Genomic DNA, 17,842 nt, shown 5'->3' with positions numbered 1-17,842 from the left:
AAATTTACCAGGCTGCCGATCGAAGTGCGATCGGTTTCTGCCCGCCCAGATTGAGTTTGCCGCTACCGTTGAGATTAATTGCGCTAGCCGTCAAATTTTCCAGACTTCCAGAAGCTGTAAATTGACTCGATAACTGGCCGTCGATCGATTTTAGATTTTGGATTTTAGATCTTAGATTGCTATCTGGTTGATTTTCGGGATTGAATGCGGAAGCCACATCTAAAATAGGCAGTGTTAAATCTACCAAGCGGCTGATGGAAGTGCGATCTGTTTCTGCGGTTGCTTGCCAATTTCCGTCTGTCAATTCTCCTTTGAGATTGACACTGCTGTCGGCAATATTGAGTTTACCGTTGGTGCTAAGATTGATGCCGCTAGCGGTTAAATTGTCAAGATTTCCCGCAGCTTGAAATTCTCCTGCTAGCTGGCCATCCAATGATTTTAGATTTTGGATTTTGGATTTTAGATTGTCGAGATTGGCAGAATTTGCGATCGCCAAAAATGGCAAGCCAATATCAAGTAAGGGATTGATGGCAACTTTTTCGGTTTTGCCAGAAGCTTGCCAGCGGCCTGATTCTAGTTTGGCATTAACATCAACAATACTATCAACAACATTCAGCGTTCCTTTGCCGCTAGCATAAATACCATTTAAACTCAAATCGTCCAGAGTTCCTGCAACTTCGGCGGTGCCGCTGAACAAACCTGCTAATTCTGGAGGTAAATTAAGTCGGGGAATCAGTGGCTGCAAACTTTTGACTGCCACGCGATCGCCCTTGATTATAGCTTCCCACTGACGGTCTTGGATCGCCGCATCCACATTCACCGTAGCATCGCCAATTTTGACAACGGTATTTTGCAAATCCGCCGTATTACCTCCGGCGCGAATTTCGCCGCTAGCCGGAAAAGTCCCTTGTGGTGCTTGCCATTTAGCTCTAGCTTGGATATTATTTAACGGCCCGAAAACTTGAGCTTTGGCGGAAACACTACCAATTTTAACAGCAGCGGGAATCGGGAGAGCGTAAATTTGGGCGATCGCATCTCCGGGCAGATTTTCCGCTTGCAAATCGAACACCAAACCCGATCGCGAATTCTCACTTCCCAACGTTATATCGACTTCACCTTTGCCACCAATTTTACCGCCCGCCGCCGGCACAACCAATATATCGCTCAATGTCAAAGCTAAAGAGGACAACGGCACAGTTGACGGTGGAGAATTCGGGGTGGGAGTTGGAGTTTGAGCTGTTCTCCCGCGTTCCAATTTAAAGTTAGTGCTAATATTGTTTAATTGCAGGCGATCGACTGTAGCGGGTTTTGTCGAGGCGATCGTACCTGCCAGCAATGGATTTGCAACGGTTCCAGTCAGTTTAGCATCCGCCTTAACTTCTCCGGCAACTGCGATCGGCAATACTACTTTCTGCCCTAACTCTGCCTCCACCGCACTGACAATACTTGCCACAGCTACCGGTTGCACGTTAGTTATCAGATTGAAACTCGCTTGTTCGGTATTAAAATTAGCTCCAGTCGCAACTGTTCCGGCTATTTGAACGGGAATTAAACCGTAATTACCAGTCAAACTATCGACAATTAAATTAGTTCCCTGAAACCGCAATTGACCGCTACCATTTTGGATAATCTGTTTCAGCGGTTTGATACTTGCTTGCACTCCAGCAAAACTCGCCGTTCCTGTAATTCCAGATAATTTATTATCTCGCACTTGCACGGTTAAATTGCTATTTGCCAGACCTTTTTGTAGAGAAATTCCGGAAATTTTCAGCAAGCGAGCGATGTCGGACAAAGGTAAGTTTTGCGATTGCAGTAGCACGTTAGTTTGAGCCGCAGGCAATAGAGAGTCTGCTTTAACTGCAAAATTGTCATTATTGGTAAACTGACCGTTAAGTTCGTAGAGAACGCGCTGATTTTGCTCGCGAAATAAAGCGCTGCCATTTTTGAGACTTACAGAAATTGGCGCCGAAGTTTTTTGTCCGACTTCGGGACTCGGAACCAAAACTGCGGCGGCATTTTCAACTCGAATTGCTTCAATTTCCGTTTTAAATAAACCCGCAGGTTTTTTGTCCTGGGTGGGAATATCAACCCAGCGGCCTTCTGCATCCTGTTCGATATAAGCGCTCGGCTTAACTAAGGTAATATCTAATTTGAGAGTGCGGTTGAACAGCAGCGGCCAAATTGAAAATTTCACTTCCACTGCTTCTGTGGAAGCGTAATCTGGATCGATCGCAGTTGCGGGTACAGTCGATCGACCAAACCGCAAGCCGATCGGAGAAAATCGCTCCAAACGTCCGATTTGCACTGGCCGCTTCAATGTCTGACTGACCTCAGAGGCCACCAAAGGAGCTAACTTTTTCTGCACCCACTCCCGTGCGGCTACCGCCCCAACCAGGCCGAGAATGCCCACTCCCGTACCGCTAAGCAGCAAGATACGCCACCAGTGGCGCCCAGAACGGGGTGCGAGTTGTTTTTTGTCATCGTCCGAGTTAGTCATGCTTATTTCTCAAGGTTGTGAGAATTCAGGAATTGAGGAAATCAGCCGGTTTGAGAGAGGAAGAGGAAAGAGGGGGAGAAAGGGAGAGGGGGAGGGGGGGAGGGGGAGAGGGGGAGGGGGAGAGGGGGGATTTGACGAGTTTTGGTCGAGAATTGAAATATACAATTTAGTAGTAGAGCGGAAAAATTCTGGGATTCTGACGAAGGCTTTCTGTCTTTGCTAGACTCATAACTGAGCTTGGAAGTGCCGATCGCACAATGAAACTTCAATATTCACCCCCTCCTATGTCGCACAGACTCCAGAAATCTTTACCAAACTTAATCTAAAATCGTCACACCTCGTACAACCGACAGTCAATCTAAAATCTAAAATCTACAATCGCCACACCTCGTACAACAGACAGTCAATCTAAAATCTAAAATCTAAAATCTAAAATTGCCCGATCGCTTCTAAGATAAAAAAACGGTGGTTAAGAAGGTCTTTAAAACTTATGCGAGTGTTCGTCTTACTCTTCAATGCCCGCACCGAGAATGAGGGAATTCACACCATTCAACTCGGCGATCGCAACAAAGTTCTGATGTTTGAGTCAGAAGACGACGCCACACGCTTTGGCGTGATGTTGGAAGCTCAGGATTTTCCCGAACCCGCTGTCGAGGCGATCGACGATGAGGAAATTAAGGAGTTCTGCGACAGTGTTGATTATGATTGGGAACTTGTGCCGGCGGGCGCACTAGCGATTCCGCCAGAAGACAATGTAACACAGACTCAGTGGCAGGCAGAGGGGCAGTCGGAACCGGAGTCACAGCCGGAGTCGGATTCTGAGGTTTCTCAAGACGAACTGGATTCTATGCGCCGCCGACTCGAAGGACTTTTGTAATCACGAAGGAAGAAGGAAGAAGGAAGAGGGAAGAAGGAAGAAGGAAGAGGGAAGAAGGAAGAAGGATAAATTTGATATCTTCCAGCATTCTCAATCCTAGACTCGATTTCTAGATACAGGCTTCTAGGCTGAAGCTGGGACTCTGTATGTCTCCTGACTATGCCCACCAGAAGCAAAAATTGCCAACGGATCGTTAATAACTGACAAAAAATGAAGAATTTGGAAGAACGGGGGCATCTGCTGACGGAACAGGTGAATGCCAACAGCGCGAATTTAGACCAACTTAGCTCGATCGAATTGGTGGACTTGTTCAACGCAGAAGACGCCCAAACCTTAAATGCGATCGCCCGTGCCCGCGAACAGTTAGCCCGGGCGATCGACATTGCTGCCGAATCTCTACGTCAAGGAGGCCGCCTATTTTACGTCGGTGCGGGCACTTCCGGGCGTTTGGGGGTACTCGATGCCGCCGAGTGTCCCCCCACCTTCTGCACGCCGCCAGAACTCGTACAGGGCATAATTGCCGGGGGTGCGGGGGCTTTGGTGCGGAGTTCGGAGGATTTGGAGGATCGGGCTGAAGATGGCGCTGAGTCGATCGCCCACCGTCACATTAACAATCTCGATGTGGTTGTCGGGATTACGGCTGGGGGTACAACGCCCTTTGTAGCGGGTGCTTTACACGCGGCGCGCCAGCGGGGGGCGAAAACAGTGTTTATCGCCTGCGTACCCGTCGAACAGGTGAATTTTGAGGCTGATGTGGATATTCGGTTGTTGGTTGGCCCGGAGATAGTCGCGGGTTCGACGCGCTTGAAAGCTGGTACTGTGACAAAAATGGCTTTGAATATTCTTTCGACTGGCGTAATGGTCAAGCTGGGGAAGGTTTACGGCAATCGGATGGTTGATGTGGCGGTGACTAATAAGAAATTGCGCGATCGGGCGGTACGGATGTTACAAGATTTAACTGATTTGGGCCGGGATGAAGCGGGTTTTTTGTTGGAAAAAAGCGGCAAGTCTGTAAAATTAGCTTTGATGATGCACTGGACTGGTTTGGAGAAGCAAGAGTGCGATCGAATTTTGGGCGAGTTTCAAGGGAATTTGCGATCGGCAGTAGCATCAATACAATTGTAGATTTTTGCGATCGTAGGGTGCGTCGCCCCAGAAAATTCCTCACCTTGCATACCGAAAATCTCAAAGCGACGCACCTGTTGTTAGGCGAATTTCAAGGCAATTTGCGATCGGCTGTAGCATCAATACAATTGTAGATTTTACGTGAATACGAGAAGAATACTCGGCGGTTGAAACCGCGTCTACACACACGAAGTCCGCCTCCGCGGACTGAAGAAAGAAGAATACGAGAAGACTCGGCGGTTGAAACCGCGTCTACACACACGAAGTCCGCCTCCGCGGACTGAAGAAAGAAGATTAACTCGTTCTTGTCGCTGTACCTGGTAACGAGTAATCTTCAACCCGCGAAGGCGGGTTTAGTTTGTATAGACGCGGTTTCAACTGCCCGATCTACTTCCTAAATTGCACTCACAAAAACAGAAGATGTAAGCTGACTTTGACTTACACCCTGCACGATTCCCAAATAATTAGCCCCCGACTTAATCGCCGTAGAAGCGATGCTTGCACCTGCATCCAACTTCAAACTCACAGATTCAAAAGTCAAGTTGGCAAATCCGATCCCGTCGGTTAAACCAATCTTATCCCCGGCGACAAAATCGGTAATCACATCGGCACCAACTAACGTAGCCGAAACAGACAAACCTCCTGCTAGGATAAACGTATCACTTCCAGCACCGCCGGTCAGAATGTCTTGCCCGCGATCGCCCGCCAAGACATCATCGCCGTTACCACCAATCAAGATATCGTTTTCCTTGCCGCCCCGGAGAGTATCGTTACCATCTCCTCCGATCAGTCGATCGTTATCATTGTTGCCGCTGATAAAATCATTACCAACACCGCCATCAATTAAATCCGAATCTTTACCGCCGGATAAGATGTCATTACCACCTGCGCCGTTAATTGTATCCGCGCCTTGCATTCCATTAATCGTATCAGCGCCTGCTCCTCCAGTGAGATTGTCTTTCCCGGAAAGGGCAAAAATTTGCAATCCCACAGCGCTGGCAGGTATTTGAGTATCAGCAGCATCTGATAGGAAATAATTGCCACCGCTGGCTGTATTCTTGGGTGCTGTCGTCGGGGTGCCGTCCCCTGTAGCATTGGGTATTGGCGAAGTAATGGAGACTAATGTGCTGGGTGTTGGAGTTGGAGTTGGAGTTGGTACGGGAGTTGGTGTGGGAGTTGGAGTTGGAGTTGGCGTTGGAGGTGGTGCGGGATTGACACTACCATCAAGCGAAGTAGCAAAAACTTGCGTCCAATAGTGATTGTAATTGACGCTGCCAGTATCGTTGGCTAGGAAATAGTAACCAATGCCAATCTCTTTCAGATTCGGATTAAGAATGTTAGCCCGGTGGCCACTGCTGTTCATCCATGATGATACAACTTGGTCGGGTGTAGACGATCCCGCAGCGATATTTTCTGCTGCCGAGCTGAATTTATAGCCCGTTGCAGTAATCCGATTTCCCATTGACGAACCATCTTTTCCGGTGTGATCGAAAAAGTCTTGCACTGCCATGTTTAGGGTGTGATTTTGCGCCGCATTCAACAACTGAGTATTTAAGGTTAGGGGGGACAAACTCAATTTGCTGCGCTCTATGTTCGTAAGTTCTAAAACTTTATAAATAAAGTTTTGATTGGTTGTGGCTGGTGCGGGTTGTGACAGTTGAGAAGCCGATCGCTCTCCTGTTAAAATGTCCGCAGACTGAGAATCGGAATTTTGTAGTTGTTCAAGCATGGGGATGATAAAAATGTTTAAGACTGGGCTGAGCTGGTAGATGGCTTACCGTCTTAACGATAATTTCCCCGATCGCAGGCTGGGCAGGCTTCAACAATTGTCTTAATCCCTGCCACTGTTGTATCTATTGTTATTATACCTATTCTTCAACTGCGGATGTCAATATCCGGACTCTGGTTGAAAAAAGCCAAGAGTGCGATCGCCCGTGGAATCAATACAACCGAGATTCCGCAGCCACGAGCGCGTCACGCAGAACAATTACCCACAACATTATTTTTAAAGTCATTTATTATACTTGCTTTTTAAGGTTTAACCGTTAATATACGTACAACAATACAATTTATAGCGGTTCTCAAAAAAAGTGAGGTATGCCCCATGCCCTAAGTATCGCTCAAAGATCGGCTCGCATCTGGATCGAGGTACGTAGTTGCGCTTAAGCGCTCTTTATAATATTAGGAAAGAGCGCTTAAGCGCAACTACGTACCTAACTTGTCTGACGACAATAAAACCGCCCTGTGCGGAATCTGAGATAGAGCTTGAGATTTGAGATTTTTCCTGATTAGCTTAACAGACGGGAATCCCCACACTATACCGATCGAAGGTTAGTGTGGGATGAGAGGCGTGTGAGACTCCGATTCCACCTGTCCATAATCTCAAAGCGCAGCTTTGAGCAGTGGGCGGGTGGATGACGAGATGAACAAAAGTTCAATAGTCGTGGTAAAATACTTAGATCTTGGATCAAAGAATAACAATCTGGGTCTAAGTCCAAAAAATTCAGGTGACAAGTGGGGCGGGACGTGTTCCTCACTATAAAACGCCGTAAAGGGAAACCATTGGAGTCCGCGGGAAGGAAGATCTCGATATCCTTAACAGGACTCAGATGCCTACAATATACCGCTTGCGGTTGATGTAGGAGCGTCACTAAGGTTCATATTGCGCGCCCAGTTCGCGGGCTGGGGGCTAGAAACCCGGTTTCTTCGAGTTTTGCGTTTAGTTACGAAAAATCTACGAAGAAACCGGGTTTCACTCTTGTTAGCGATCGCGCGCCAACTAATTTTTTAGTAGAATCCTCACAAAAAATTCTCAATTAATTCAAAATTCACCGCTCAAAACTCACAATTTCAAAATATTATCTTGTCCGACTTTAGCCTCCTGAGACACTTGCTCAACCTCATCTTTGGCAAGAATTTCCAAAGCTGCATCTGCTTCGACACCGCCCAACCGCCCCAAAGCTTGGGCGACTCTATAACGAATCTGCCAATCTGCATTGGAAGCGTAGGGAAGCAGCAGCGGCAGGGCCCGTTTATCCCCTAATTCTCCTAATGCACTGATGGCAATAGTTTGGATCAATTCGTTTTCAGAACCCAGGGCATTTTCTAACATCGGAAATGCTTTTGGATCGCCCATTTCTCCCAAAGCTGCGACGATGCTGAGTTGCACCAACCATTCAGATGTACTGCTGTAAACTTGCTGCAAATCTTCTAAAGCAGCGGTTAATTTCAAGGCGCCCAAAGCATCGGCTGCGGCTGCTTGCACGTCGGGTTCGGGATCGTTTCGCAAGCTGTGAAGCAGTACCTCTAAAGCGTTCGGCAGATTTTGCTCGCCGAGGGTTGACATTTGGCTGACGGCTGCGTATCTAACGCGGACGTTTTTGTCGCCGATCGCAATTTGAATCAAATTATAGGCGATCGCTGGTTCTAGCTGCCGCAGTTGGTTGACAGCCCGCAACCTTTCGCCAAAATCCTCGGAATTTAGCAATTGTTCGACAGATTCAGGGGTAATACTCATGCGATTTTAAAATTGGTAATTGGTAATTGGTAATTGGTAATTGGTAATTGGTGATTGCCAAAAGCTTAGAGATTGAAGGAGCGATCGGCTCATTTTCTGATACAATCCTTCAACTGCAACAATTAATTAAGACTCGGCTGCCATCCATCGGATAATATCTCCCCTAGTGAGGATGCCGATTACTTTGCCAGCACTATCGACTACCGGCAATCGGTGGATGCTGCGATCGTGCATTAGTTTGGCTGCTGCTTGGACAGATTTGTCTGGTTCGATGGTAACGGGCTCTTGACTCATCGCTTCTCCTACTGTTTGCCCTAAAGCCTTGTGGAGTTCTCGCTCGTAACGCGAGGGATTTTCTAGATAAATCACGCTGTCGAGTACCATGATGTAAGCGGGCGGAGTAACGCCGGTTTCCCGCCACATCAAGTCGGTTTCGGAGATGACTCCTACCAATAAACCATTCTCATCTACAACGGGAAGGCCGCTAATACGTCGATCGGCTAAAATTTTAATCGCTTCGTTTAAGGGCGTTTCGGGGCGCGCCAAAATCGGATCGCGACTCATCACATCGGCTACTGTTTTGGGCATGATTGGCGGTTGATTTAGTTGTTGCTCTACATCCGATCATATAGGGAAAGCGTGACACAGACTGAAGAAAAGCAGCCGGGGAGAAGGGATTCGTGACAAGCTAGAAGGACTCAAATAGTTTGAATGCCAGAATTTATCAAGGTTTTTGCGATCGCACTCACGAATTCTGCCGTTTGTCAGTCAAGCGCGCGGGCGATCGACCTCACAACATTGTTAAGATAAATTAAACAGCCGATAAATTCTTAGCGATGCCAGAATCTACCGCCGCAGAAGCAGATACCCAACCAGAAACGCGCTGTGTATTAGTTTGCCAGTATCAATCTTGCCTGAGACATGGTTCAGCAGCAGTGCTAGCTGCCTTTGAAGCCCAACCAGTCCCAGGAGTAAAAGTTGAAGCTTCTAGCTGTCAGGGACAGTGCAACACGGGCCCGACTGTGCGAGTCACCCCAGACCAAATTTGGTATTGTCGAGTTAAACCGAGTGATGTAGAGTCGATCGTGGAACAGCACCTCAAAGGCGGAAAACCTGTAGAGGCGCTGTTCAATCCGAGAATTCATATGCGTTATTATTATTAGTCTTGACTCGGTGATTTTTATCAGATATGTTTGCATCTAATTTGGACTTTTCTCTTAAGTCTTTGATTGGTGGTTAACCGCAGATTTAAATCTCAATGCAAGCGAATATATCCGTAGGGGCGAAGCATGACCGCAGTCAATATGAGATGATAACTAATAACTTATATGCGGTCATGCTTCGCCCTCTTCCCAAGTGAGATGTACCCTATTTTTTAGAGAGAAATACGATTTTGATAAAAAGTATTTTGAATGGCGATCGCACCTCTTGCAAAAATACCTGGAACGGGCAAGATGCCCGTTCCACAAGAAAAGATTTTTTTGGTGGGACGGGCTTCTTGCCCGTCCGAAAATTTGATTTAAAGGACTTTTCTAAGAAGTCTATTGTGATGGAAGTGATGCTTTGAGAATTAAAGGAATTGCGGTTAGTTTGTTAGTCCTAATTTTGGGGCGCACGTCGGCGGTAGTCGCTCAAACGCCTGCGGTTGCTGGGGATATTTGTCCTGGGGAATTGGGGGCGAAGGTAGATGCGATCGCCAATCGTGCTGAATTTAGCCGATCGCGCTGGGGCATTTTGATTCAACCGCTATCATCTGCGGCGACTCTCTACAGCCGTGACGCCACCAAATATTTTATTCCAGCATCCAATGTCAAGCTGCTAACCACAGCGGCTGCTTTGCAGAAACTCGGTGCCGATTTTCGGATTAAGACATCGGTTTACAGCGGCGCAAATGGGAGTTTGTATGTTGCCGGTAGGGGCGATCCGAGCATTGTGGAGGCTCAGTTGAAGGACTTGGCGCAGCAGTTGAAACGCCGCGGAGTCGATCGCATAAATGAGTTGATTGGCGATGACAGCTATTTTCAAGGCAGTGCAGTCAATCCGAATTGGGAATGGGAAGACGCCCAAGCTGGCTATGGCGCGCCGGTTAACAGTTTAATTTTCAATCAAAACGCGATCGAGCTTGTTTTGTCCCCACAGGCGATCGGGCAACCTCTGAAAGTCACTTTTGCCGAACCAAAGTTAGCCAATCAGTGGCAAATTCTGAACAATTCAGTCACAGTCTCTCAAAACGAATCGGAGTTTATTGAAGTTGGCAGGGAGTTCGATCGGCCTGTCATTCGAGTTGGCGGGCAGTTGAAAGTTGGTGCGGAATCTGAATCAGCTTATGTCGCAGTTGTCAATCCCGCTAATAATTTTTTACAGCATTTTCAGCAAGTTTTAGTAGCTGAGGGAATCCCTGTCAAACAAGCTTTGGTTGCCCCTGTTCCTCGCAATTTAAATCAGGAATTAGCGTTTGTTGAATCGCCACCGCTGGCCGAATTGGTGAAAGAAACTAATCGGGAAAGTAACAATCTTTATGCAGAAGTTTTATTGAGATTGTTGGGAAAAGTCACAGGCTCCATGCCTGTTTCACAAGCAGTCACAGGCAAGATGCCTGTGCCACAAGAGGATACAGGTGAAATTGGTTTGAAGGAGTTAAAAATAGCTTTAACTCAATTAGGTGTAAATCCAAACAGCTACATATTAGCCGACGGTTCCGGACTTTCCCGCCACAATTTAATTAGTCCAGAAGCCTTGGTGCAAACTTTGAGATTGATGGCGAATTCACCTACTGGATCTATCTACCGCGCATCACTGCCCGTGGCTGGCGATAGCGGTACTTTGAAAAATCGCATAAACTCTACACCAAACCGCGTAATTTTGCAAGCAAAAACTGGAACTTTGAGCGGAGTTTCGGCGCTGTCGGGATATATCGAAGTTCCCAATTACGAGCCGCTGGTGTTTAGTATTATCATCAATCAATCCGATCTGTCTGCTTCAAAAATGCGATCGGCAACGGACGAAATTGTGCTATTATTAAACCGCCTGCGCCGCTGTTAAAACCACAGATTTAAGGTGAGAAAGTTTATCTAAGTAGTTACACCTAAAAAACAAGACGTTAAACAGTTGACAGTTGACAGTTGACAGTTGAGTGCGAAGTGATAAGAACATAGATTTAAACTCCGTTCTTATCACAATCTGCCGACCTGAGTAAGGGCTTCAAACCCTTGCTATTCGGCGAAAAACTCTACAAGTTTTAAGTTTAATGAGATTGCAGCGGCGGGGATCGAAAAGCAGCTAGAATAAAAACAGAAGAATTAAAACCATTGGGCTGTTTGAACCTGCTATCAGTCGGCGAGTTCTGTACAGCCCGAAAATAAGTCTAACTTTCCAACTATGAAGTCTTTAGATTCCGAACAGCAACACATCTTTGTCGAAACCAACAACATCCGCTTGCACTGCGTTTCCCAAGGAGAAGGCGAGCTCGTGATCCTCCTGCACGGGTTTCCTGAGTTTTGGTACTCTTGGCGCCATCAAATTCCTGCCTTAGCGCGTCATTTCAAGGTTGTGGTGCCGGATTTGCGGGGCTACAACGATTCGGACAAGCCGGAAAGCGGTTATGATTTGGATACGCTGAGTGCTGATATTCGCGGTTTGATCGATCGGCTGGGCTATACAAAAGCGCACATTGTCGGTCACGATTGCGGTGGTGCGATCGCGTGGCATTTAGCTCAAAAATTCCCCGAAAAACTCAACCGCTTGGCAATTTTAAACGCTCCGCACCCGCAGCGATTCGTGCAGGAAATGGCAAGCAATTTAGACCAACTCCGCCGCAGTTGGCACATTTTGGCATTTCAAGTTCCCGGTATCCCCGAATGGTTAATCCGGCAAAATTTGAAAGATTTTGTGCAAAATATCTTGCAAGGACAAGCTGTTCGCAAAGGAGCTTTTAGCGCTGAGGAAACTCAGATTTATCAAACCGCTTTAGAAAAGCCAGGAGTGTTAGCGGCGGCGATGAATTATTACCAGCAGATGTTTCACCCGCAGCGTCTTTGGCATTGGGGGCAGAAGTTAGATCCTGTGACAGTGCCTACTTTGGTGCTTTGGGGAGAAGAAGATGCGTTTTTGAGCCACACACTTGTAGAAGGTTTGGATCGGTTAATTAGCGCTCCGTTTAAGTTAAAATTAATCCCTAATTGTGGTCACTGGATTCAGCAGGAAGCGCCGCAAACGGTGAATCGAGAATTGCTGAATTTTTTGAGAAATTCTTCTCGTTCTTTGGCTTTGGCATAAAAGGTTTTAAATATTGCAAATAAAAACCCGGTTTCACACGGAAACTGGGTTTTTATTTTTCTCCGAGTATGTCGATTTTAGATTTTAGATTTTAGAGGCGACCCCACGGATAAATTCGGGGGAAGAGAGGATTTTCGATTTTCGATTTGGGATTGATTCCACGGATAAATCATGTGGCGGGTACCATCAAGAAATTCGCTTGTCAGTAGAGAATTTCTGAGTTACCAGAGAATTAAATCAGGCTGACGCACCCTACTATAGCCTTTCTCAAAGAGATGAGGTATGATTGACCAGAAAGAATTGGTTGAAAGCCCCAAGTCTTTGAGGGAGAAATTAAAATCAGACTATTCATTACTCCAATCCTCGGACTTAAGGGTAAAGGTCGCTCTCAAACTGTCAACTGTCAACTGTCAACTGTCAACTGTTGACAGCTTCTATAACCATTAAACTAAGAGGGCTGAAGCCCAACTACGTACCGCATCTTTCTGAGAACCGCTATATCTAACTTATTCCGCCTCAAAAACAGGTATAAATGCCCGACACGAGGGTCAAAATCGATTCCCAAATTTTAGACCATAGTTCAAGTTCCCTGATTCATCAAGGTGAGTCAACGTAAAATCTAAAATCTAAAATCGACTCATGAGTCCCAGAGCATATTTTCTTGCATCAACAGTGCAATCATCGCAGTTCTAGAACAAACACCGAGTTTGATAAAAATCCGCCTTACGTAAGTAGCAACCGTCCAGTGACTGATATTTAAATTTTTGGCAATACATTTGTTGGGCAGACCTTGCGCTACTAATTGGGCGATCGCTCTTTCTCGCGGGCTCAGGCTGATTACCGGTTTGTAAATTGTGCTTTGCATAGTTTTGCAGTGCAGTGACGAGTTAAAAAATTAATCAATTAATGGTAGAATCCCCAGTTTCTCTCGGACTTCAGATAAGGGAGTTTCCCAATCAGATGCAACGTCCCAGTCAATTAGCCGCTCGGCTAATTTTCCATGTTTTAAACCTTTGATAATTTGTCCGATCGGGCATTTGCCACTTAGCAATCCAACTAACACTAAAATCGCACAGGAAGGGCGAAATACTTGAGCGCGAGTAAACGCTTGAAGTACAAATTCATCTTCGGCAGAAGGTGAAAGACCCGTCAGAACCGGTTAAACGTCGTGGTTTCGTTGAATCCAGTCTCCAGATGCGATCGGCTCAAACCCTTGTTCGTCTAGAAATCGCGCCACTGAGCACCCTAATGTTCCTGCTGGCAGTTGACGCAATTTTTCCAAGTCTATTTCAAAATGTCGATCGCTCTCAATTTGAGGATTAATTGTTTGAGCCATCTTTAATATAACTCCTAATTGACCGTCAGTCATGATTGATTCTCCTGGGATAAGAATTTAAGTTCCTGAAAAATGAAATTCATGTTTGTCCAGTTCATTTTTGCGATGAATCAAGACAACTTTTTTTTACAGTTCAGCTCAGAAATCCTACATTCTGTAACAGCAATTAACTTTCAGGAGCTTTTACATTTCTTTACAAACAGCCTCAGAGGTGAAATCTGTCAGTTGTCAAAATCTGGCTAGTGTTAGTTACCGCAGCTTGACCCAGAGGGAAGTAACCGTAAACTCCACAGTATTTAGCGGTGATTGGAACTCCTTTACTTACGTATATGAATCTATTCTGCTCCTAAGTATTTGCACCTGCAATGAGTCAGAAGCTGAAGCGTGTAAACGCAGTGATGCGAGTGCTACCAAGTGAATCAAGGTGAAGAGACCAGAAGCAGGGTGAAGTAAACATTTGACAGCTTGCCCTGTAGCAATATTATTCGTAGGGTGTGTCGCCATTAAAAATTTGTGAATTAAAATCGACTTTTCGAGTAGCGACGCACCTCAATAGCTCTCGGTGAGGGAAATTTCCTCGGGCGATGGCTACGTCCCGGCTTGCGCCTACGCACTCGAAGCGAGCTAGTATTGATGCAAAAATGAGATGCACCCATTTAATTTGAGAGCATCTCATTTTTGTAACAAGCATTTTTGATTTTAGTGGTGTCCGCGAAGAGCATATTATACAATACGCTCTTCGCGGACAGAACTAATGACCGATCGCGACAAAATTTAAATTTCTTCCATGTCTCCTACATCTTGAATGTCATCATTATCAACAACCTCATCATCATCAGCATCGACATCATCAGCATCGACATCCACAGGAGCGACAGAATTAGCAGAAACCACTGCCCCAGTATCAAGTTTTTCCCGTACTAGCCGCTCGATCTCATTTTTGAAATCGATATTTTTCTCCATGTGTTGAATCACTTTGTCTCGTCCTTGAGCGATGTTCTCGCCGTTGTAACTATACCAAGAACCTTTTTTCAGGATTACTCCCATCTCGTCTGCCAAGTCAGTCAGACAGCCTAAGGTAGAAATGCCTTTACCAAATACAATGTCAAATTCGGCAATGCGGAAAGGCGGAGCAACTTTATTTTTAGCAACTTTAACTTTTGTGCGGTTGCCGTATTCTTCGGTACCTTTTTTCAAGCTTTGAATGCGGCGAATGTCGAGCCGCACGCTGGCGTAAAATTTGAGGGCGTTACCGCCGGTTGTGGTTTCGGGGTTGCCGTAAGTTATGCCGATTTTCTGCCGCAATTGGTTGAGGAAAATCACGGTACAGCCGGATTTACCGATGTTGCCGGTGATTTTCCGCAGTGCTTGGCTCATCAAGCGGGCTTGCAAACCCATGTGGGAGTCGCCCATGTCGCCTTCGATTTCGGCGCGGGGGACGAGGGCGGCTACGGAGTCAATGACTACGATATCGACGGCGACGGATCGCACGAGTTGATCGACAATTTCTAGGGCCATTTCGCCGGTATCCGGCTGGGAAACTAAGAGATTTTCAATATCGACGCCTAATGCTGAGGCGTAGGTGGGATCGAGGGCGTGCTCGGCATCTACGAAGGCTGCGATGCCGCCGGTTTTTTGGACTTCGGCGATCGCGTGGAGCGCTAGAGTAGTTTTACCGGAACTTTCGGGGCCGTAAATTTCAATTACTCGGCCTTTTGGCAAACCGCCGCCCAAAGCAATGTCCAGTGTCAGAGCTCCGGTGGGGATGGTTTCTACCCTCATGCGAGTGGAGTCTCCCAATCGGACGATCGCTCCTTTGCCAAAGCTGCGCTCGATTTGGGACAGTACGGAAGTTAGGGCTTTTTGCTTTTCTGTGTTTTCAGTAGTTTTTGTAGAAGCTTCTTTTTTTGCCATTTTCGGTACGCGGGTAGACCCCTTGCGGAGCTTGTTGATTAACTGTACAACACGTATGTTAGCAGTTATTTTTGGGGTCTGGAGGTTCTGGGGGGATTTGGTTTAGAATTCTTGATTTTGCGGTGGTTGGGCCCGATCGCGCCCTCACCAGAAAGAATTGGTTGAAAGCCCGCCCGCCTTCGAGAGAGAAATTAAAATCAGACTATTCATTACTCCAATCCTCGGATTTAAGGGTAGAGGTCGCTCTCCTTCGGTCAACTGTCAACTGTCAACTATCAACTGTCAACTGTTGAAGGTGGCTCTTGCTTGGAAGGTAGAAGGCTTTCGGCAGAAGGTAGAATAATGGTCGGTTGGGATCTGTACAGGTATCGATCGATCTTTTACAGGGCCCAAACGGGGGTGGAGAGAAACCGGGTTTTTCCACAGCAATACACAGGTTGCAGCAGGCGAACCCGGTAAAAAACCCGGTTTCTGAGCGTAGTGGTGCGATCGTCCCCGGAGTCGATCGGTACGCATCTGGGACGATCGCTACAATTAGGACAAGCATGGCATCTACAACACATCAAGACACATCTGTTAATCCCAAAAATCCTCAAAATTCGCGGTTGCTGATCTGGTTATTGGCGATCGGCATTTTACTAGGTATCGGATTTCGGTTCTTCGAGATCGATCGCAAACTTTACTGGCACGACGAAGCTTACACATCAATCCGCGCCGCTGGTTTCACCAGGCAAGAAATCGACGACGAACTATTTCAAAACCGCATTATTCCCGCACCAGAATTGCAGAAATATCAGCGGATCAAACCGGGGAGTACAGCAGCAGACACAATACGTTCCTTAGCACTAGAAGACCCGCAGCATCCGCCTTTGTACTTTTTGATGGCTCGTTTGTGGATGCAGCAATTTGGCAGTTCTCTTGCAGCATCCCGCAGTTTGCCAGCAATATTGAGTTTGCTGTCGCTGCCTTTGATGTACGCTTTAGCCCAGGAACTTTTCGCTTCAAATTTGGCAGCCTTAGTAGCAACAACACTGTTGGCTTTATCTCCCTTTGACATCTTGTTTGCTCAGACAGCAAGGCAGTACAGTTTGCTGACTGCAACGGTGATTGGCAGCAGTTGGCTGCTGCTGAGAGCATTGCGGTTGCGGGGGTGGCAAAATTGGGCGTATTACTCGATCGCGATCGCGATCGGTTGCTACACTCACCCTTTCTTCACGTTAACACTTGTCGGACATGGAGTTTTTATAATTGCTTGCTGGCTGTTTGTCAAAAAAAGAAAATTGCGAGGTCACTTAACTAATTCGCAATTTTTCTTAGCAGTAACAGCAGCTTTAATCTTGTATCTGCCGTGGATTTACGTGCTGGCGACCAACCTGGAACGAGCCTCAGCAACGACAGATTGGACGCGAATATCTCCTGGTTGGCTGTACCTGGCAAAATTGTGGACGCTCAGCTTTACAGCCTTATTTTTTGACTTCGACTTCGGCTTTGACAATATCTGGACTTATCTGCTAAGATTGCCATTTTTGCTGTTAATTGCAGCAGCCGTTTACAACATCTGCCGCCGCACAAATATTTCAACTTTGATGTTTATTATAACATCAATTTTCGTCCCGTTTTTGATGCTAGTTTTACCGGATATAATTCTAGGTGGCAAACGCTCCGCCGTCAGTCGGTATCTGATTTCCTGCTTTCCGGGGGTGCAGCTAGCAGTTGCTTGCTTGCTGGCCAATAATGTGAAAACTCAGCAGCGGTTTTGGCAAGTCGTTTTAGCCGGGGTATTTACAGCAAGCATAGCATCCTGTACAGTCAGCGGTGTTGCTGATACTTGGTGGAGCAAAGACTTGAGCTATTTTAATGCTGAAGTTGCGAGAAATATTAACAAAGAGGCGATGGCTAATCGCTCGATTAAAGATACAATTGTAATTAGCGATCGCGGTAATGACTTTACTAACATGGGAGATTTGCTCTCCCTAAGTTATTTGCTCGACAAAGATGTACGACTTATGCTGTTGAGTCAGTCGCCCGATATCGAGATGCTGAACAAATATTCGGCTCCTCTGGTGTTCCGCCCTTCGGAAAAATTGCGATCGGCACTCAAGCAAAATCAACGCCGCCTAGAGCCGATATTGGCATACGCCAAACTTTTTCGAGTGCGGCGAACTTCTTAGTTCCCGGTAGGGTGCGCTGAAAAAAACTGTTTGATTTGCCTCAAATATTTGAACTGACGCACCTTAAGTCACTATTTGAGAATTTTGTCAATTTAAATAAAGGTACGTAGTTGCGCTTCAGCGCCATCTT

The 17,842-nt window shown here is 46.5% G+C and carries 16 protein-coding genes; 8 read left to right on the top strand and 8 right to left on the bottom strand.

Annotation, left to right across the window (positions count from 1 at the left end; translation table 11 throughout):
- Positions 1 to 4: 4 nt before the first annotated feature.
- Complete coding sequence (locus JGK36_RS03215) at positions 5 to 2,497, bottom strand: hypothetical protein (protein WP_293200783.1); 2,493 nt, start codon at positions 2,495 to 2,497, stop codon at positions 5 to 7.
- A 490-nt stretch (positions 2,498 to 2,987) separates the two neighbouring features.
- Between JGK36_RS03215 and JGK36_RS03210 the strand changes: the two genes are divergently transcribed.
- The 3 genes from JGK36_RS03210 to JGK36_RS03200 all read left to right on the top strand — a co-directional run bounded on the left by JGK36_RS03210 (position 2,988) and on the right by JGK36_RS03200 (position 4,633).
- Positions 2,988 to 3,374, top strand: coding sequence for a DUF3110 domain-containing protein (locus tag JGK36_RS03210; protein WP_293182710.1), 387 nt, complete (start codon positions 2,988 to 2,990; stop codon positions 3,372 to 3,374).
- 210 nt (positions 3,375 to 3,584) lie between these two features.
- Complete coding sequence (gene murQ, locus JGK36_RS03205; RefSeq protein ID WP_293182706.1) at positions 3,585 to 4,499, top strand: N-acetylmuramic acid 6-phosphate etherase; 915 nt, start codon at positions 3,585 to 3,587, stop codon at positions 4,497 to 4,499.
- Entirely contained in the window at positions 4,433 to 4,633 is a 201-nt protein-coding gene (locus JGK36_RS03200) for a hypothetical protein (protein ID WP_293182820.1), read from the top strand. Before murQ ends, JGK36_RS03200 begins: the two co-directional genes overlap by 67 nt.
- Before the next feature lie 260 nt (positions 4,634 to 4,893).
- Here the strand turns inward: JGK36_RS03200 and JGK36_RS03195 are convergent, their stop codons facing one another.
- The gene (locus JGK36_RS03195; RefSeq protein WP_293196228.1) at positions 4,894 to 6,228 is read right to left on the bottom strand and encodes a CAP domain-containing protein; all 1,335 of its coding nucleotides are present in this window, start codon (positions 6,226 to 6,228) and stop codon (positions 4,894 to 4,896) included.
- A 156-nt stretch (positions 6,229 to 6,384) separates the two neighbouring features.
- Between JGK36_RS03195 and JGK36_RS03190 the strand changes: the two genes are divergently transcribed.
- Positions 6,385 to 6,534 (top strand): hypothetical protein, encoded by a 150-nt coding sequence (locus JGK36_RS03190; RefSeq protein WP_293182702.1) that lies wholly within the window; start codon positions 6,385 to 6,387, stop codon positions 6,532 to 6,534.
- 807 nt (positions 6,535 to 7,341) lie between these two features.
- Here JGK36_RS03190 and nblB read toward each other — a convergent pair.
- Positions 7,342 to 8,016, bottom strand: a complete 675-nt coding sequence (gene nblB, locus JGK36_RS03185) for a phycobilisome degradation protein NblB (RefSeq protein WP_293182700.1) — start codon at positions 8,014 to 8,016, stop codon at positions 7,342 to 7,344.
- Positions 8,017 to 8,142: 126 nt separating this feature from the next.
- Positions 8,143 to 8,604 carry a CBS domain-containing protein gene (locus JGK36_RS03180; RefSeq protein ID WP_293182698.1) on the bottom strand — a complete coding sequence of 154 codons (462 nt, stop codon included), beginning with the start codon at positions 8,602 to 8,604 and terminating at the stop codon, positions 8,143 to 8,145.
- Between the two features lie 248 nt (positions 8,605 to 8,852).
- Here JGK36_RS03180 and JGK36_RS03175 point away from each other — a divergent pair, with 248 nt between their 5' ends.
- From JGK36_RS03175 to JGK36_RS03165, 3 genes are all read left to right on the top strand, one after another.
- On the top strand, positions 8,853 to 9,179 hold the full coding sequence (locus JGK36_RS03175) for a (2Fe-2S) ferredoxin domain-containing protein (protein ID WP_293196226.1): 327 nt from the start codon (positions 8,853 to 8,855) through the stop codon (positions 9,177 to 9,179).
- 406 nt (positions 9,180 to 9,585) lie between these two features.
- The gene (dacB, locus tag JGK36_RS03170) at positions 9,586 to 11,058 is read left to right on the top strand and encodes a D-alanyl-D-alanine carboxypeptidase/D-alanyl-D-alanine-endopeptidase (protein ID WP_366025952.1); all 1,473 of its coding nucleotides are present in this window, start codon (positions 9,586 to 9,588) and stop codon (positions 11,056 to 11,058) included.
- A gap of 336 nt (positions 11,059 to 11,394) precedes the next feature.
- Positions 11,395 to 12,291: an alpha/beta hydrolase gene (locus JGK36_RS03165; protein WP_293182692.1), complete on the top strand. Its 897-nt coding sequence runs from the start codon at positions 11,395 to 11,397 to the stop codon at positions 12,289 to 12,291.
- Between the two features lie 637 nt (positions 12,292 to 12,928).
- On the opposite strand, the gene JGK36_RS03160 is transcribed toward JGK36_RS03165, so the two are convergent.
- The 4 genes from JGK36_RS03160 to recA all read right to left on the bottom strand — a co-directional run bounded on the left by JGK36_RS03160 (position 12,929) and on the right by recA (position 15,541).
- Entirely contained in the window at positions 12,929 to 13,156 is a 228-nt protein-coding gene (locus tag JGK36_RS03160; RefSeq protein WP_293148388.1) for a response regulator transcription factor, read from the bottom strand.
- 30 nt (positions 13,157 to 13,186) lie between these two features.
- The gene (locus JGK36_RS03155; protein ID WP_293182690.1) at positions 13,187 to 13,354 is read right to left on the bottom strand and encodes a hypothetical protein; all 168 of its coding nucleotides are present in this window, start codon (positions 13,352 to 13,354) and stop codon (positions 13,187 to 13,189) included.
- Between the two features lie 96 nt (positions 13,355 to 13,450).
- Positions 13,451 to 13,660, bottom strand: coding sequence for a hypothetical protein (locus JGK36_RS03150; RefSeq protein ID WP_293196222.1), 210 nt, complete (start codon positions 13,658 to 13,660; stop codon positions 13,451 to 13,453).
- Between the two features lie 741 nt (positions 13,661 to 14,401).
- On the bottom strand, positions 14,402 to 15,541 hold the full coding sequence (gene recA / locus JGK36_RS03145; RefSeq protein ID WP_293182686.1) for a recombinase RecA: 1,140 nt from the start codon (positions 15,539 to 15,541) through the stop codon (positions 14,402 to 14,404).
- A 350-nt stretch (positions 15,542 to 15,891) separates the two neighbouring features.
- Here recA and JGK36_RS03140 point away from each other — a divergent pair, with 350 nt between their 5' ends.
- The gene (locus tag JGK36_RS03140; protein ID WP_293182682.1) at positions 15,892 to 17,712 is read left to right on the top strand and encodes a glycosyltransferase family 39 protein; all 1,821 of its coding nucleotides are present in this window, start codon (positions 15,892 to 15,894) and stop codon (positions 17,710 to 17,712) included.
- Positions 17,713 to 17,842: the final 130 nt, after the last annotated feature.

It is taken from the genome of Microcoleus sp. PH2017_35_SFW_U_B (assembly GCF_020737865.1).
GTDB lineage: Bacteria > Cyanobacteriota > Cyanobacteriia > Cyanobacteriales > Microcoleaceae > Microcoleus.
This window is presented reverse-complemented; position numbering and strand designations above follow the sequence as displayed.

Excerpts from the sequence above, each read along its gene's own strand:
- JGK36_RS03215 (WP_293200783.1), bottom strand. The coding sequence starts at position 2,497 with ATGACTAACTCGGACGATGACAAAAAACAACTCGCACCCCGTTCTGGG.
- JGK36_RS03210 (WP_293182710.1), top strand. The coding sequence starts at position 2,988 with ATGCGAGTGTTCGTCTTACTCTTCAATGCCCGCACCGAGAATGAGGGA.
- murQ (WP_293182706.1), top strand. The coding sequence starts at position 3,585 with ATGAAGAATTTGGAAGAACGGGGGCATCTGCTGACGGAACAGGTGAAT.
- JGK36_RS03195 (WP_293196228.1), bottom strand. The coding sequence starts at position 6,228 with ATGCTTGAACAACTACAAAATTCCGATTCTCAGTCTGCGGACATTTTA.
- JGK36_RS03190 (WP_293182702.1), top strand. The coding sequence starts at position 6,385 with ATGTCAATATCCGGACTCTGGTTGAAAAAAGCCAAGAGTGCGATCGCC.
- nblB (WP_293182700.1), bottom strand. The coding sequence starts at position 8,016 with ATGAGTATTACCCCTGAATCTGTCGAACAATTGCTAAATTCCGAGGAT.
- JGK36_RS03180 (WP_293182698.1), bottom strand. The coding sequence starts at position 8,604 with ATGCCCAAAACAGTAGCCGATGTGATGAGTCGCGATCCGATTTTGGCG.
- JGK36_RS03175 (WP_293196226.1), top strand. The coding sequence starts at position 8,853 with ATGCCAGAATCTACCGCCGCAGAAGCAGATACCCAACCAGAAACGCGC.
- JGK36_RS03165 (WP_293182692.1), top strand. The coding sequence starts at position 11,395 with ATGAAGTCTTTAGATTCCGAACAGCAACACATCTTTGTCGAAACCAAC.
- JGK36_RS03160 (WP_293148388.1), bottom strand. The coding sequence starts at position 13,156 with ATGCAAAGCACAATTTACAAACCGGTAATCAGCCTGAGCCCGCGAGAA.
- JGK36_RS03150 (WP_293196222.1), bottom strand. The coding sequence starts at position 13,660 with ATGACTGACGGTCAATTAGGAGTTATATTAAAGATGGCTCAAACAATT.
- recA (WP_293182686.1), bottom strand. The coding sequence starts at position 15,541 with ATGGCAAAAAAAGAAGCTTCTACAAAAACTACTGAAAACACAGAAAAG.